Origin of the sequence: Nocardioides rubriscoriae (genome assembly GCF_008087085.1) — a bacterium.
Lineage (GTDB): Bacteria > Actinomycetota > Actinomycetes > Propionibacteriales > Nocardioidaceae > Nocardioides > Nocardioides rubriscoriae.
This window is the reverse complement of record NZ_VIYJ01000003.1, coordinates 101493-117275: the sequence shown is the minus strand read 5'-3', so window position 1 is coordinate 117275 and position 15783 is coordinate 101493. Positions and strand designations below refer to the sequence as shown.

The window sequence follows — 15783 nt, the reverse complement described above, 5'->3', positions numbered from 1 at the left end:
GGGGGTGGGACGGCGCAGGGGCTCCCGTCGACCAGGTCGACGGGAGCCCCGCGTGTCAGATGTGGCGTGCGTCGGTCATGGGGCCACCTCGCTCCCCACCGAGGCAGCCGAGGACCGCCCCTCGTCCTTGACGGTGCCCACGGCGTCGGTACCGACGTCCTTGACCTGCTGGGCCGAGGAGGCGGCGCTGTCCTTGAGGTCCGCACCGAGCTCGGTCGCCGCCTGCTTGGCGTCGTCCACGAGCGGCTGGGCCTTGTCCTGCACGGCGTCCTTGACCTGGACGGCGGCACGGGACTCGGCCTCGCTGGCCGGCACGAGCGCCGCGACGACCATGCCGAGCCCGAAGGCGGCCAGACCGGCGGCCAGGGGCGCGCCCTGGAACTGCTGCCTGGCGGTGTCGGCCGCGTCGGACGCCGACGGCGTGGCGTCGTTGGCCGAGCGCGCGGTGCCGAGGGCCTTCTCCCTCAGGCCCCCGACCTTGGCGCGGGCGGCCTGCTTGCGCCGATCGACGATGGCCGCCGGGCTGACCTTGTCCTGCAGCTCGTCGAGGTGGGTGCTCATCCGGTCGCGGGTGTCCGCGATGTCGGTGGTCAGCTGGTCTGTGTCTTGGCCCATCGTGCGTCCTCCTGGAGTGTCTGCTGCGTCTTCGGCAGCTGCGGGTTGGCGTTCTTGAGGTGCTTGCGACCGAGCACGGCCAGCGTCGCGGCCACGGCACCCCAGAGCAGGGCGACGATGAACGCCGCGAGCTCGAGCATGAGGAAGTCGTCGAGGAGCCACATCAGCGCCAGCGACAGGAAGACGAGCAGCATCAGGCCGCCGAGGGCGGCGCCGACGAGCATGCCGGCGCCCTTGCCCGCCTTGGTCGCCTCCTGCTTGAGCTCGACCTTGGCGAGCTCGAGCTCCTGCTTCATCAGCGTGCTGAGGTCGTCGGTGACCTCGCCGACGATCTCGCCGAGGCTGCGGGTGCCGGCGGAGACGTCGGGATCGTGCGTCGCGCCGACGGCCTGGCTGCCGGCGTACGGGTCGGCCGCGCTCACGCAGGCGACCCGGGCTGGGTGCCGAAGCCGTCCGCCTGACCACCGGCGTACGCCGGCGGGGTCGCGAAGGCGGGGGCGGCGGCGGGCGGCGGGAAGCCCGGCTCGGAGGTCACCGCAGGGCTGACCGGCGGCGTGGTGCCGAAGGTCGGTGCGGGCACCTGCGGCTGCGCTGGGCTGGACGGCGACGAGGTGGGGCCGGCGTCCTTGACGCCGCGCGCCAGCCGACCGGCGACGACGCCGGCGGCCAGGGCCCCGAGCAGGAAGGTGCCCGGACGGCGACGCGCGAAGTCGCGCACGTCCTCGAGCAGGTCCCCCGGCTCGCGGCCGTCGAGGTAGGAGGTCAGGGACCGGGCGTGCCCGGCGACCTCGCGGGCCACGTCGGCGGCCAGGCCGCCGTTGCCGCGCTCGGCCATCTGGTCGAGGTCGTCGCCCAGGGAGCCGAGCGTGCCGACGAGCTTGTCGCGCTGTACGCGGGTCTGGTCGGCGACCTGCTCGGCGACCTGGGTCGTGGCCTCGCCGGCCAGCGACCGGGCCTGGGCGGCGGCCTCGCCGACGACCTTGGTGGCCTCGCCCTGGGCGACGCCGGCGACGTGCTTGCCCTCGTCGGCCGCGGTGGCCGCGGCGGCCCGGGTGTGGTCGGTCATGGTGGTGTCAGTCATGGGGCATCCCTTCGGTTGACGTGGGGTCCCGGTGCCCAGCGCCGAAGGGCTGACCCTCACCTGCGCAGGTGACTGCGGTGGTGCAGCAGCGCGGCCCGCGCCGCGTTGGCCCCGGGTGCGCCGTGCACGCCGCCACCGGGGTGGGCCGAGGCCGAGCCGAGGTAGAGCCGTCGTACGCCGGTCTCGGGCCGTCCCCACAGGGCGGGGACGGGGCGCAGGACGAGCTCCTGGTGCAGCTGGGCCGTGCCGCCGTTGAGCGAGCCGCCGATGAGGTTGGCGTCGCGCGCCTCGAGCTCGCGGGGTCCGAGCACCCGGCGTCCCACGAGGCGGGAGCCGAACCCGGGAGCCAGGCGCTCGATGCGGGCCTGGATGCGGTCGCCGAAGCGCTCGCAGTCGTCGCGGTCCCAGCGTCCGGTGATCTCGCCGAGCTCGTCGGTGACGGGGGCGTCCGACTGCGGCACGTGGGTGTAGGCCCAGAAGGACTCGGTGCCGGCGGGCGAGCGGGTGGGATCGCTGGTCGTCATCTGACCGGTGAGCAAGAACGGGTCGGCCGGGATGGTGTGGGAGGCCACCTGGGCGAGCGCTCGTCCCATCTGGTCGACGGAGTCGGCGACGTGCACGGTCCCCGGGGCGTACGGCGGCGGGCTGGCCCACGGCACCGGGCCGCTGAGGGCCCAGTCGACCTTGACGGTGCCCGGGTCGAGCTCGAAGGACCTCATGCCGCGGACGACCCGGGGCGGCACGTCGCCGGGGGCCAGGAGCCGGTTGAACAGCCGCAGCGCGGACACGTCGGCGACGACGGCCCGTCGTGCGTCGTGTCGGACGCCGTGCTCGGTGAGCACTGCTCTCGCTGTGCGGTCCTGGACGAGGATCGAGGTGACCTCGGCCCCGGTGACCACCTCCCCGCCGCGCGACTCGAGCCGCCGACGCAGTGCGGCCGACAGCTCGCCCGCGCCGCCGACGGGCACCGGGAAGCCCACGGTCTGCCCGAGCATCGTCAGCAGCAGACCGAAGAGTCCTGAGCCGGGCGAGCCGATGGGGATGTCGGCGTGCCCCGCGTTGCCGCTGAGGAGCAGGCCCGCGGCGTCGCCGCCGAAGCGGTGCTCGCCGAGCGCGGTCGCCGGGGTGAGCAGGGTGCGCACGAGGTCGAGGCCTCCGGCCGAGCGCAACCGCGCGAGCATCCGCAGTCCGGCCCGGACCGGCGGGAACGGGCCCGTCAGGCCGGCCACGACCGGGTCGCCGATCCGGTCCCACAGCGCGCACAGCTCGTGCCAGGCCTCGCCGTCGCCGGGGTGCTGCTCGTCCATCAGTCCCGCGGTGATCTCACGGTCGCGGTGCAGGACCGCCCAGCGCCCGTCGGGCAGCGGGTGGCCGAGCACGGCGGGTGCGTGCGACCAGGCCAGGCCGTGCTCCTCGAGCCGCAGCGGTGCGAGGGCCGCCGACGCGGGCGACAGCGGGTAGAACGCGCTGAACGTGTCCTGCACGAAGTCGGGGTGCAGCTCGCGGTCGCTGCGGACCGCTCCCCCGACCTCGTCCTGCGCCTCGACGACGAGCACGGACCAGCCGGCGTCGACCAGGTGGTTGGCCGCGACCAGACCGTTGGGCCCGGCGCCGACGACGACGGCGTCGTGGGAGGTCATCGCAGCGAGTCGGCGCGGTTCTCCGCGATGAAGGCGAGCCGTTGCAGGGTCTCGACGTTGCGCAGCCCGATCGCCAGGTCGCGGGCGGGCTTGGGGAGCAGCCGGCCCGGGCCGCTGACGGCGTCCTCGGTGATCGAGACCTCGCTGCCCTGGTCGTGGGCCTCGATCCGGACGTCGACCTGGGCCTCGCCCAGCGGCCACCCCCGCGCCCGCAGACGCAGGTGGGCCGGCGGGCGTGACAGCAGCACCTCGGTGTTGTCGTCGATCATGGCCGGCCAGACCCCCACGGAGTGGTGGAGCCTGGCGCCGGCGACGGGCCAGTGGTCCTCGACCTCGCGCATGCGGGAGGCCCCGACGACCCAGACGGGGTAGAGCCACCCGTCGGCGAGCACGTCCCAGACCTGCTGCGGGGTGGCGTGGACGATCCTGCGGCGGGTGCTCATTCTTCGAGTCAACCGCGGCTCGCGTGCTCGTACCCTCACCTGCCGAGGGGAACGACGACCGGTGACGTCGGCGTCGGCGCTACGTGACCGTGCGGCTCCGGTCGGGACGGAACCCGTGCTCGAGGCCCCAGAGGACGGCCTTGGTGCGGGTGTCGACGTCGATCTTGCGGTAGCACGTGCGGATGTAGGTCTTGACGGTGTTGACCGTGACGAAGAGGCGCTCGGCGATCTCGTCGTTGCTCAGGCCCTGGCAGATCAGCGCGAGCACCTCGGACTCGCGCCCGCTGAGCCCGACGTCGGCCCCGGGCCACGCGCCGACGTCGTCGCGTGCCGGCGGGTCGGGCTCGGGGGCCACCCGCTCGCCGGCGTGCACCCGCAGCAGCGCGTCGACCAGGCCCTGCGGGGTCACGCCCTTCGAGACGTAGCCGTGGACGCCGGCGTCGAACGTCTGCCGCACCAGGTCCGGCGAGGTGTTCCAGCTGAAGACCACCACCTTGGCCGGGCCCCCGCCGACGAGGTCGTCGAGGTCGATGTCGGGGCCCTGCACCTGCGCGAACGAGTCGTAGAGCACCACGTCGACGTCGGAGATCACCGGCACGTTGCTGTCGAGCTCGACGACCTCGACCCGGTCGGCGAACGGCGACAGCAGTGCCGCCAGCCCCGCGACCACGATCTCGTAGTCGTCGACGATCGCCACCCGGACGCGAGACCCTGCCACGGCGCCATCCTAGGGACGAGCGACCGACGGCGGGTGAGCGTCCCCACGCTCCCGGGGGTCCCACGGGGTGGTCCCGGGCGGTCGGGCCTGCGGTGACAGTGGAGGCATGTCCTCCTCGTCCTCCCAGACCACCGCCCCCGTCGTCGTCGTCACCGGGGGCACCGCCGGCATCGGACGGGCCTCGGTGCGCGAGTTCGCCGAGGCCGGCTACGACGTGGCGGTGCTGGCCCGCGGGCAGGCCGGCCTGGACGGTGCGCGCGCCGAGGTGGAGGCGCTCGGACGCCGCTGCCTGGCGCTGGCGGTCGACGTCGCCGACACCGCGGCGGTCGAGCGTGCAGCCCACCGGGTCGAGGCCGAGCTCGGCGCGATCGACGTCTGGGTCAACAACGCGTTCGTCGGCGCGCTGAGCTACTTCTGGGACACCTCCGTCGAGGAGTTCGACCGCATCACCGCGGTCACCTACGGCGGCCAGGTCAACGGCGTACGCGCGGCGCTGTCGGTGATGCGACCTCGCGACCGGGGCGCGATCGTCAACGTGTCCTCGTCGTTGGCCCACCGGTCGATCCCGCTGCAGTCGGCCTACTGTGGCGCCAAGCACGCGACCAAGGGCCTCACCGAGTCGGTGCGGACCGAGCTGCGGGCGACCGGCAGCGCGGTCACCGTCGACCTGGTCACGCTCCCCGGGGTCAACACCCCACAGTTCACCTGGAACCTCAACAAGATGCCCGGGCACCCGATGCCGGTGCCGCCGCTGGTGCAACCCGAGGTGTGCGCCCGCGCCATCCGATTCGCCGCCGAGCACCCCCGTCGCAACTCGTGGGTCGGCGTCGCCACGGTCTACACGGTGCTCGGCAACCGGGTCGCCCCGTGGTTCCTCGACCGCTACCTGGCCCGGACCGGGGTGGACGGGCAGCAGACCGACCAGGTCACCCACCCGACCGACGCGCACAACCTGTTCGACCCGCTGGACGCCGAGCACGACGCCGGCGCCCACGGACCCTTCGACGACGACGCCTCCTCGCACGACCCGGTCTCGGCGCTGGCCCGGGTGGTCACCCGCGCGACCGGCACGGTGCGTCGGCTGGTGCCGGGGCTCGCCTGAGGGGTCCGCGGTCGAGGATGTCGCGCCACCCACCGTCACCCCACGGTGGTTGAGGAGGTCGCGCTAGCGACCGTCACGAGACCCACCGGGCGAGGCCGTACGACGACCCGACCCCACGGTGGTCGAGGAGGTCGCGCTAGCGACCGTCACGAGACCCACCGCCCCCACCTACCCCCGAATACTCATCCACAAATTCGTCGCTCACACTTTCGAATATATGCCGTCGGGCGTAGAATGAATCCATGAGCACCCGCACCCGGACCCCCAGCAGCGACCCGCTGCTGGAGTCCGTGCGCGCGCACCGCGACGACGAGTCCAGGGTGCAGGTCGCCAAGCTCAACGCGGTCCTGGACTGGGCGATGGTCAACACCGCCGACGAGTCCGAGACCGCGGTGTTGTTGGACCCGATGGAAGAACCGGCCCTGCACCTGGGCGGCCCCGGGTGCCCCGTGATCGGCGAGTACGCCGCCCTCGACCTCGCCCTGTCGCTGGGCATGTCCACCGACGGTGGTCTGGCCTACCTGGGCAGAGCGTTGGAGCTGCGCTACCGGTTGCCCAGGCTCTACGCCCGCGTCGTCAAGCTCGAGGTCCCGGTCTGGAAGGCGTTCCGGGTCGCCGAGCACACCACCGACCTCCCTGTCCTAGGTGCAGCCGAGGTCGACAAGGACATCGCCCCCTTCCTGCGCACCTGCTCCTGGGCCCAGGTCGACCGCGCCGTCGACGCCGCCCGCGCCAAGCACGACCCCGACGAAGCCGAACGCCGCCGCAAGAAGGCCGCCGAGAACCGTCACGCCGACGTCCACCTCGGCGACGCGTCGACGTCAGGGACCGTGGAGATGACCGCGACCCTGGACCTGGCTGATGCGATCGACCTGGAAGCCGCCCTGAAGAACGGCGCCCAGGCGTTGGCCGACCTCGGGTCCACCGAGACCCTGGACGTACGCCGCTCCCAGGCCCTGGGTGAGATGGGCCGCCACCAGCTCGCCCTGGACCTCCTCACCGGTGAGATCACCGGTGGCACCGGTCGTGGGATCACGCTCTACGCCCACCTCGACGCCGAGCACCCCGACCTGCCCTGGTTCCTCGACAACACCCGGTCCCCGGTGCTGGTCGAGCAGATCCGCGCCTGGTGCCAGCAAGCGGGTACCAAGGTCACCGTCAAACCGGTCGTCGACCTCGCCGCCGACCCCTCGACCGAGGCCTACGAGCCCACCGACGCGATCCGTGAGCTCGTACGCCTCAGGGACCACACCTGTGTGTTCCCCGGCTGCACCCGACGCCGGGTCGACCTCGACCACATCATCCCGTTCACCGCCGGCGGACCCACGTCAGCGCACAACCTCGCGATGCTGTGCCGCAGACACCACCGCGCCAAGACCCACTCCCGGTGGCGCTACGTCATGCTGCGCCCCGGGCTCTACCACTGGACCAGCCCCACCGGCGCCACCTACCTCGTCGACCGCAGACCCCCACCACTCCGCCCACCCCGTCCACCCCGTCGACGACCCTGACCGCCCCGATGACCCCGCCCAGCACCACCACGGCGGGGTCACCGGCACGCCCAGCGGTCCTCACCCCACCGTCTGGTCGGAGCAGGCTGCACCACACGGAGGTTGAGGAGGCCGCCCGCGGCCGTCACGAAACCACCCAGCCGCAGGGTGCAGACCAAGTCACCCAGACCCGCTGCGGTGAGCGGGTCTCGAGACGGTCGCGGGCGACCTCCTCGACCACCGTGGGATCGGGTCGGATGCGCCGGCTGCGGTCGGCAGGCGACCTCCTCGACCACCGTGCCGTGACGTCGTACGACGACCGGGCCCCACGGTGGTGGAGGAGGCCGCCACGGCCACGTGGTAGCCATGGCGCGTGAGCGACACACCGCAGCAGGTCGTCCAGCAGGACTGGACCGACGCCGACGACCAGCCCCAGCGGGTCCCCGACGCCACGGTCGAGCGGGTGCTGGCGGTGATGGGCGAGCCCCCGGCCGACCTCGAGCGCACCGCTCCGCTCGTGACGCGACGCGGGCGGCGTACGGGACTGGCGGGCGAGGTGCGGCTCGAGGACGGCGGCAGCGCGCGCCTCGATGACGTCGTGCCCGATGACCTCCCGTTCGGCTACCACGTGCTGGTGCCCGACGACGACGCCCCAGAGCGCCGGCTGGTGGTCTCCCCCGGACGCTGCTGGGTGCCCCCGGAGCAACGGTGGGGCTGGGCCGTCCAGCTGTACGCCGCGCGCTCGGCCGGCAGCGCCGGCGTCGGCGACCTCGCCGACCTGCGGGCGCTGCGGGAATGGACCGAGTCGCTGGGCGGTGGGTTCCTGGTGGTCAACCCGCTGCACGCGGTGGCACCGGTGCTGCCGCTGGAGGCCAGCCCCTACCTGCCGGCGACGCGGCGCTTCCGCAACCCCGTCTACCTGCACGTCGACGAGGCCCCGGCGGTGCCGGTCGACGGCATCGACCGCGACACGGCCTGGACCCACAAGCTGCGGGTGCTGCGCGAGGCCTTCACCGCGCGCGACGACGACACGGCCTTCGACGCCTGGCGGGCCGACGTGGGCCGGCCGTTGGAGGAGTTCGCCACCTGGATGGTCCTCGCGCAGGAGCACGGCGGCGACTGGCACGAGTGGCCGGCCGAGCTGCACGACCCGCACGGCGACGCCGTACGACGCCTCGCCGAGGAGCGCGCCGACGACGTCACGTTCCACGCCTGGCTGCAGTGGCTGCTGTCGGAGCAGCTGCGCGAGGCCACCGGCGACCTGACGGTCGTGCAGGACCTGCCGATCGGGGTGTCCGGCGGCGGCGCCGACGCGTGGGCCTGGCAGGGCGTGATGGCCGACGGCATCACCGTGGGCTGCCCGCCCGACGCGCTCAACAGCGTCGGTCAGGACTGGGGCTCGCCGCCGTTCGTGCCGTGGCGGCTGCGGGCGGCCGACTACGAGCCGTTCGTGCAGTCGGTGCGCGCGACCATCGCCGGCGCCGGTGGGCTGCGGATCGACCACGTGATGGGCCTGTTCCGTCTGTGGTGGATCCCGCAGGGCGCCGGGCCGCAGGAGGGCTGCTACGTGCGCTACCCGGCCGACGACCTGCTCGACATCGTCTGTCTCGAGTCGCACCGTGCCGAGGCCGTCGTGGTCGGCGAGGACCTCGGCACCGTCGAGGATGGCGTGACCGAGGCGCTCGCCGAGCGCGGCATCCTGAGCTATCGCGTGCTGTGGTTCGAGGACGACGACCCCGCGACCTGGCCGGCCGGGTCGCTGGCCACGGTGACCACCCACGACCTGCCGACGGTCACCGGGCTGTGGAACGGCTCCGACGTCGACGACCAGCTGGCCTCGTCGGACCAGGCCGAGGCCGACGTACGGGCCGGCGCCGACCACCTGCGCGCTCAGCTGCAGCGCGACGGGCTGGCCGACGACGCGTCGGCTCAGGAGGCCGTGGCGGCGGCGTACGCCCAGCTCGGCCGGGCCCCGTCGCTGCTGCTGTCGTTCTCGCTCGAGGACGCGGTGGGCGAGCAGCGCCGTCCCAACGTGCCGGGCACGACGCCGCAGGAGCGGGACAACTGGTCGGTGCCGCTGCCGGTGCCGGTCGGGGACCTCGCCGACCACCCCGGCCCGGCCGCGCTGCTGCGGGCCGCGGGCGTGGGCCCGGCAGCGCAGCGCGAGCCCCTGCACGGCTGAGGAGCGCCGGCAAGGAGCGGCTCAGGCCGTACGCCGCTGTGTGCCGGCCGTGGCCTGGGTCTCGTCGGTCCCGACGGTTCGGCGCAGCGTGCGCAGCACGCGCTCGAGGATGCGCGAGACCTGGGCCTGGGTGAGGCCGAGCTCGACCCCGATCTCACGCTGGCTGCGCTCCTCGTAGAACCGCAGGAACAGCACCTGACGGTCGCGCAGGGCCAGCCGGCTCATCGCCGGTCCGACCAGGCAGCGTGCCTCGACGGCGTCGTGCGCGCTGCGACCGTCGACGAGCAGGTCGCCCATCGTGGCCGACCCCTCCTCACCGAGCGGACGGTCGAGCGACGGCGGGTTGAAGCAGCCGAAGGCCGTGACGACCTCGGCGTACTCGGCGGCGTCGATGCCGAGCCGGTCGCGCACCTCGGTGTCGGTCGGCTCGCGGCCGACCTCGCGGCGCAGCTCGACGGTCGCGTGGGTGGCCCGGGCCTGCAGCTCCTGCACCCGGCGCGGCGGGCGCACCATCCACGACCGGTCGCGGAAGTGGTGCTGCACCTCGCCCCTGATCGTCGGCACTGCGAAGGTCAGCAAGTCCTCGGCCTGGGTCGGGTCGTAGCGGTGCACAGCCTTGACCAGACCCTCGTACGCCGCCTGCTGCAGGTCCTCGATCGGGACGCCGCGGTCGCGGTAGCGGGAGGCCACCGCGTCGGCGATGCGCCGGTTGAGCACGACGACCTCGCTCCGGAGGTCCTGACGCTCCTGCTCGTCGGCGGTCTGCCGGGCGCGGTGCAGCAGCTCGCGGGTGCTGTCGGCCCGCTCGGCTCGATCGGTGACGCAGGGACGCGCGAGGATGCTCAGGGACATGACGGTGATAGGCCTCCGATGGGCGCAGGGGAAGACGGACGGCGCGACGACGGCGTCACGCGGTGGTCCAGAAGGGCCGATGGACGGCAGCCGAGAATTCAGTGGAACGGGGCCCGATGGGGCGCATCCCGTTCCTCCACGTTAGGGGCCCGGCGGCGCGAGGACCCCCATCCGCGCGGGTGATCGTCAGGGAGCGGGCCGGTCCAGGGTGGCGAGGAAGGCCGCGAAGCCGCCGGAGACGCGACCCTGCAGGCGCGAGGAGGTGAGCACCGGCCGGGTCGCCGCGCCGTAGCGGGCGCCCGTGGCGAGGAGTCGCCGGTAGAGGTCGAGGTCCTCGCGGTCGGCGAGGTGCGCCCAACCGCCGGCGGCGTCGTACGCGGACAGCCGGAATCCGAGGTGCGCCCCGTGCACGCCCACGCGGCCGTCGTCGTGCAGCGCGTGCCACGCGGCGACGACCGCGGCGGCGGCGGTGTCGTCGGGCTCGACGCGCCCCAGGACGACGTCGGCACCGGCCCGGGCCACCGCGAGCTGGTCGGTGAGCCAGTCGACCGGCACCCGGGAGTCCCCGTCGGTGCAGGCGATCCAGGTCGCGGCGGGGGCGACGGCGTCCGCTGCGGCCAGCGCGGCCGCACGGGTGGTGCCGGCGGCCCGGGCGGCGCCGACGTTGCCGGCCGCGGTCACGACGACGTCGACGTCGCGACCCGCGCAGACCTGGGCGCTGTCGTCGGTGCAGGCGTCGAGGACGACGGTGAGCCGCGCGGTCACCCCGGCGGTCGCGTCGCGGACGTGCTCGAGCGCCGCGGTCAGGGAGTCGAGGGCCGCCGGAAGCAGCTGCGCCTCGTCGTGGGCCGGCACCACGACGTGGACCACCTCGACGGTGTCGGTCGGGTCGCTGGCCATGCAGCGAACGTAGCGGCCGTGGCGTGCCGGTCCTCCTCGGTCACCCGCTCGAGGGAGTTCGACGCACCACCTGCCCGGGTGACGGAAGCCGCGTTGCGGGCGCGACGTCGTAGGTTGCCAGGACGTGCTCGACGACAACGACCGGACGACGACAGGGGAGACGTGTGGACGCGGGAGACGGCAGGACGGTGCTGGTCACCGGCGCGACCGGCTACGTGGGCTCGCGCCTGGTGCCGGCCCTGGTCGAGGCAGGTCACCGGGTGGTGGCCGCGAGCCGTGACACCGCGAGCACCGACGACTACCCGTGGGCCGACGACGTGGAGACGCGCGCGTTCGACGTCACCGACGACGACCTCGTCGCCCGCGCCGTGCGGGACGTCGACACCGTCGTCTACCTCGTGCACTCGATGGAGTCCGAGGACTTCGTGCGCCAGGACCGCGAGGCGGCCCAGCGGGTCGCCGCCGCGTGCGCCGACGCCGGGGTCGGCCAGGTCGTCTACCTCTCGGGACTGGTGCCCCACGGCGACCTCTCCGACCACCTGCGCTCGCGCCTGGAGGTCGAGGAGGTCTTCCTCGACGGCCCCGTGCCCGCGGTCGTGCTGCGGGCCTCGATGGTCATCGGCGCCGGGTCGACGTCCTACGAGCTGCTGCGGCGGCTCAGCGAGCGCATCCCGCTGGTGACCCCGGTGCCGCGGTGGATGCGCAGCTCGATCCAGCCCGTGGCGGTCGAGGACGTCGTGCACGTCATCGTCCGCGCGCTCGGGTCGCCCGGCACCAACCGGCACTACGACGTCGGCGGCAGCGAGGTGCTCTCCTACCCCGAGCTGCTCGCGGCGTACGCCGAGGTCGCCGGCCTCCGCCGTCGACGGCTCCTGGTGCCCGGCGTCCCCCAGCGGCTGGTCGGCTGGGCCTGCGCGCGCATCAGCGGCCTGCCGGTCACCGAGGTCTCGTCGCTGACCGAGAGCCTGCGCCACGACATGGTGTGCCGCGAGGACGCCGTACGCCGCGACCTGCTCGAGGACGGCTACCGCTTCACCGGGGTCGCCGAGGCGCTGCGGCGTTCTCGCGACGGCAACGGTGCCCCCGGCACGTCCGTGCGCGGCGACGTGCAGTCCGCCGCCGCGACGGACCCCGCGTGACGGCCACCGTGGCGAGCCCGGTGCTGCTGTCCCCGGGGGGCGCCCCGGACCCGCTCCTCACCGACGTCGCCGCGCAGGCGCAGGCACTGGCCGGCGCGGACGTCGCCGAAGCCCTCGCCTGGGCCGCCGACCTCGCCGACCTGGTGCCCGACCCCGGCAGCGGCGCCACCCGCCTGCGCTGGGAGGTCCTGGCCACGGTGGCGGCGCAGGACCTCACCGTGGCCCGGACGATCGAGCCGCACCTCGACGCGGTGTCGATCCTGCACGAGGCGGGCGGGTCCGCTCCCGCCGGCAGCACGTGGGGGGTCTACGCCGCCGAGGGCCCGCCACCGCGCCTCGAGGCGGTCGCCGACGGCCCCGGGTGGTGGGTGCTGACGGGGCGCAAGCCCTGGTGCTCGTTGGCCTCCGTCGTCTCGCACGCGTTGGTGACCGCGTGGGTGGAGCCCACCCGCCGCGGACTGTTCGAGGTCGACCTGAGCCACCCCGGCGTCTCCGGCGACGACGGCGTCTGGGCGGCCCGCGGGCTGACCGCGATCACCTCGACGGCCCTGGTGATGGGCGCCGTTCCCGCCCACGCGGTCGGCGGTCCGGGGTGGTACCTCTCGCGCCCGGGCTTCGCCTGGGGCGGCATCGGCGTCGCCGCGGTCTGGTACGGCGGCGCCGTGGGGGTCGCGCGCCGACTGGCCCGCGCGGTCCGCGACCGCGAGCCCGACCAGGTCGGCCTGATGCACCTCGGCGTCGTCGACGCCGCCCTCACCTCGGCCCGCGCCGTGCTGGCCGAGGCGGCGGGCCTGGTGGACGGGGTCGACGGCGTCGAGGGCGGCTCCCTGACGGGCGACGGCGCGGCGCTGCTGGCCGCCCGGGTCCGCCACGTGGTGAGCTCGGCGGCCGAGACGGTGCTCACCGAGGTCGGGCACGCGCTCGGACCCGCACCGTTGAGCCAGGAACCCGATCACGCGGCCCGCGTCGCCGACCTCACCCTCTACCTGCGCCAGCACCACGCGGCACGCGACTCCGCTGCCTCCGGGCGCCTGCTCGCCGACGGGGACTCCCCGCCGTGGTGACGTTCCGCCACGACGACGCGTCCGGCACCTCCGCCTCCGGGTGGCGTGCGGAGACCGCGCGCCACGACCTGCCCGCGGTGGACCTCGCGGCCCTGACGCGGGTGGTCGTGCTCGCCGCACACCCCGACGACGAGACACTCGGCGCCGGCGGGCTCGTGGGTCGCGCGCACCGGCTCGGCCTCGAGGTCGTCGTGGTGGTCGCGACCCGAGGCGAGGCCTGCCACCCACGCTCCCCCACCCACTCCCAGGAGCAGCTGGCCGCCCTGCGCGCCGTCGAGCTCGACGCCGCCGTCGCGCTGCTGTCGCCCGGCACCCGCCCCGTGCTGCTCACGCTGCCCGACGGCGGGGTGCGCGACCACGAGGACGCCCTGGTCGCCCGGCTCGTCGACCTCGTCGGCGACGGCCGCGACACCCTGCTCGTCGCGCCCTGGCGCGGTGACGGGCACGCCGACCACGAGGCCGTCGGGCGTGCCGCGGCGGCCACGGCCGCCCGCAGCGGCGCCCGGCTGCTGGAGTACCCCGTCTGGTTCTGGCACTGGGGCGACCCCGCCGCCGCCCCGTGGGCGAGCGGACGACGTCTCGACCTCGACCCGGCCGAGCAGACGACCAAGCAGGCCGCCGTCGCCGCCCACCGCACCCAGGTGCGTCCGCTGTCACCCGCGCCCGGCGACGAGGCGCTGCTGTCAGCCGACTTCCTGGCGCACTTCGCGGCGTCGTACGAGGTGTTCTGGGAGGGCGCGGCCCGCGACGACGCCCTCGACGCGCTGCACGAGGCCCAGGCCGACCCGTGGGGCGTCGACCGTCGTTGGTACGAACGCCGCAAACGCGCTCTGCTGCTGGCGATGCTGCCGCGCGAGCGGTTCCGGCGCGGGGTGGAGGTGGGGTGCTCGACCGGCGCGCTCGCCGCCGACCTCGCTGCCCGCTGCGACTCCCTGCTCGCGCTCGACGCCAGCCCGTCGGCGACCACCGCGGCCCTCGCCCGGCTCGCCGGGCTCGACCACGTCGACGTACGTCTCGGGTCGGTGCCCGTCGACTGGCCCGACGGCGCCGTCGACCTCGCCGTCGTCAGCGAGGTGGGCTACTTCCTCAGCCCGGCGGCCCTCGACGGGTTGGCCGCCCGTCTCCGCGGGAGCCTCACCCCCGACGGCGTCGTCGTGCTCTGCCACTGGCGGCACCCCGTCGTGGGGTGGCCCCTCGACGGCCCCGGCGTGCACGCCCGGCTGCGCTCAGCCGGGCTGCCACCGGTGGTGGCCGAGTACGCCGACCGCGACGTCGAGGTCCTCGTGCTCGCGGACCCCGCCCAGCTCCCCGACCCCCACGCCGGCTGACTAGCCGCGACCGCGGCGGATCGCGGCGGCCTCCTCGGCCTGCTTGCGCTCCTTGTTCGCCTTCTTGTCCAGCCCCCGGGTGTCGCGGTGGGGCAGCAGGATGTCGTCCTCGGCGGGCTCGCCGCGCTGCAGCTGGCGGCCGCGTTCGAGCTCGGCGTCGAGCTCGCCGCCGAACAGCAGCGCGATGTTGGTGATCCAGAGCCACAGCAGGAAGACGATGACGCCGGCCAGGGCGCCGTAGGTCTTGTCGTAGGAGGAGAAGTTGGCCACGTAGAAGCCGAACGCCACGCTGGCCCCGACCCAGACGAGGATGGCGACGACCGCACCGACGCTGATCCACCGGAACGACGTCGGCCGCACGTTGGGGGTGAAGTAGTACAGGAGCGCGACGATGACCATCACGATCCCCAGCAGCACCGGCCACTTGGCGATGTTCCAGACCAGGACGGTGGTGTCGCCCAGGCCGATCGAGTCGCCGACCGCCTGCGCGGCCGGGCCGGTGAGCACCAGCGCTGCCAGCACGACGGCGACCAGGACGACCAGCACGGCGGTGAGGAGGAGCATCGCCGGTCGCAGCTTCCACACCGGGCGCCCCTCCCCCTTCTCGTAGATCCGGTTCATCGCGCGACCGAAGGCACCGACGTACCCGCTCGCCGACCAGAGCGCGCCGGCGAGGCCGAGCACGAAGGCGAGCCCGGCGCTCTGCGAGCCGCTCAGGTCACCCAGGGTCGGACCGATGGAGTCGACGACGCCACCGGCGCCGATCTGGTCGAGGATCTTGAGCACCTCGTCGACGGCCGACGGTCCCTGCCCGACGAGTCCCAGGATCGAGGTGAGCGCGATCGCGGCCGGAAACAGTGCGAGCACGGCGTAGTAGGTCAGCGCGGCGGCGAGGTCGGTGCACTGGTCGTCGGAGAACTCCGAGAGCGTCTTGCGCAGCACGAACTTCTTCGACCGACCGGTCAGCTCGGTCGGCGAGTCGGGCTCGCGCTCGTCCGCCGACACGTCGCGACTGGTGGCTGCGGCGGGCTTGCGGTGAGCACTGATCTCGGTGGCCGTGGTGCTTCGTTCTTCTGGCATGGCATCTCCTCGCGTCGTGCCGCAGCGGCGGTAAAACGACTGAGACCCCTCCGCCCGCCGAGCGGAGGAGGAGCCTCAGACGAACCCCGGCACGGTTCGGTCGGACAGAGCCGGGATCGAGCGTCGGCGACGGCGGGACTGCGTAAGTC

The 15783-nt window shown here is 74.2% G+C and carries 15 protein-coding genes; 6 read left to right on the top strand and 9 right to left on the bottom strand.

Annotated features, from left to right (window positions below):
• Positions 1–75 precede the first annotated feature (75 nt).
• From FZC61_RS07145 to FZC61_RS07120, 6 genes are all read right to left on the bottom strand, one after another.
• Entirely contained in the window at positions 76–615 is a 540-nt protein-coding gene (locus FZC61_RS07145) for a DUF3618 domain-containing protein (protein WP_148613475.1), read from the bottom strand.
• Positions 591–1037, bottom strand: coding sequence for a phage holin family protein (locus tag FZC61_RS07140; protein ID WP_211357149.1), 447 nt, complete (start codon positions 1035–1037; stop codon positions 591–593). The genes FZC61_RS07145 and FZC61_RS07140 overlap by 25 nt, the downstream gene beginning before the upstream one ends.
• Complete coding sequence (locus FZC61_RS07135; RefSeq protein WP_148613474.1) at positions 1034–1696, bottom strand: hypothetical protein; 663 nt, start codon at positions 1694–1696, stop codon at positions 1034–1036. Before FZC61_RS07135 ends, FZC61_RS07140 begins: the two co-directional genes overlap by 4 nt.
• A 56-nt stretch (positions 1697–1752) precedes the next feature.
• Positions 1753–3336, bottom strand: coding sequence for a phytoene desaturase family protein (locus FZC61_RS07130; protein ID WP_148613473.1), 1584 nt, complete (start codon positions 3334–3336; stop codon positions 1753–1755).
• Positions 3333–3779: an SRPBCC family protein gene (locus FZC61_RS07125; RefSeq protein ID WP_148613472.1), complete on the bottom strand. Its 447-nt coding sequence runs from the start codon at positions 3777–3779 to the stop codon at positions 3333–3335. Before FZC61_RS07125 ends, FZC61_RS07130 begins: the two co-directional genes overlap by 4 nt.
• Positions 3780–3858: 79 nt before the next feature.
• Complete coding sequence (locus tag FZC61_RS07120) at positions 3859–4497, bottom strand: response regulator transcription factor (protein WP_148613471.1); 639 nt, start codon at positions 4495–4497, stop codon at positions 3859–3861.
• Between the two features lie 106 nt (positions 4498–4603).
• On the opposite strand from FZC61_RS07120, the gene FZC61_RS07115 reads away from it, so the two are divergent.
• The 3 genes from FZC61_RS07115 (at position 4604) to malQ (ending at position 9271) form a co-directional block, all read left to right on the top strand.
• Positions 4604–5599 (top strand): SDR family oxidoreductase, encoded by a 996-nt coding sequence (locus FZC61_RS07115; RefSeq protein WP_148613470.1) that lies wholly within the window; start codon positions 4604–4606, stop codon positions 5597–5599.
• Between the two features lie 242 nt (positions 5600–5841).
• The gene (locus FZC61_RS07110) at positions 5842–7110 is read left to right on the top strand and encodes an HNH endonuclease signature motif containing protein (RefSeq protein ID WP_148613469.1); all 1269 of its coding nucleotides are present in this window, start codon (positions 5842–5844) and stop codon (positions 7108–7110) included.
• 352 nt (positions 7111–7462) lie between these two features.
• On the top strand, positions 7463–9271 hold the full coding sequence (gene malQ / locus FZC61_RS07100) for a 4-alpha-glucanotransferase (RefSeq protein ID WP_211357148.1): 1809 nt from the start codon (positions 7463–7465) through the stop codon (positions 9269–9271).
• Between the two features lie 21 nt (positions 9272–9292).
• On the opposite strand, the gene FZC61_RS07095 is transcribed toward malQ, so the two are convergent.
• On the bottom strand, positions 9293–10123 hold the full coding sequence (locus FZC61_RS07095; RefSeq protein WP_148613468.1) for a sigma-70 family RNA polymerase sigma factor: 831 nt from the start codon (positions 10121–10123) through the stop codon (positions 9293–9295).
• A 186-nt stretch (positions 10124–10309) separates the two neighbouring features.
• Positions 10310–11023, bottom strand: a complete 714-nt coding sequence (locus tag FZC61_RS07090) for a glycosyltransferase family 2 protein (RefSeq protein WP_148613467.1) — start codon at positions 11021–11023, stop codon at positions 10310–10312.
• 164 nt (positions 11024–11187) lie between these two features.
• On the opposite strand from FZC61_RS07090, the gene FZC61_RS07085 reads away from it, so the two are divergent.
• From FZC61_RS07085 to FZC61_RS07075, 3 genes are read left to right on the top strand one after another with little or no spacing between them, the layout of a single operon-like run.
• Complete coding sequence (locus tag FZC61_RS07085; protein WP_148613466.1) at positions 11188–12162, top strand: NAD-dependent epimerase/dehydratase family protein; 975 nt, start codon at positions 11188–11190, stop codon at positions 12160–12162.
• Entirely contained in the window at positions 12159–13226 is a 1068-nt protein-coding gene (locus tag FZC61_RS07080; RefSeq protein WP_246142578.1) for an acyl-CoA dehydrogenase family protein, read from the top strand. The genes FZC61_RS07085 and FZC61_RS07080 overlap by 4 nt, the downstream gene beginning before the upstream one ends.
• A complete protein-coding gene (locus tag FZC61_RS07075; RefSeq protein WP_148613465.1) occupies positions 13220–14554 on the top strand; it encodes a bifunctional PIG-L family deacetylase/class I SAM-dependent methyltransferase in 1335 nt (444 codons plus the stop codon). The genes FZC61_RS07080 and FZC61_RS07075 overlap by 7 nt, the downstream gene beginning before the upstream one ends.
• Here FZC61_RS07075 and FZC61_RS07070 read toward each other — a convergent pair whose 3' ends face one another.
• Positions 14555–15634: a YihY/virulence factor BrkB family protein gene (locus FZC61_RS07070; protein WP_211357147.1), complete on the bottom strand. Its 1080-nt coding sequence runs from the start codon at positions 15632–15634 to the stop codon at positions 14555–14557.
• Between the last annotated feature and the right edge of the window lie 149 nt (positions 15635–15783).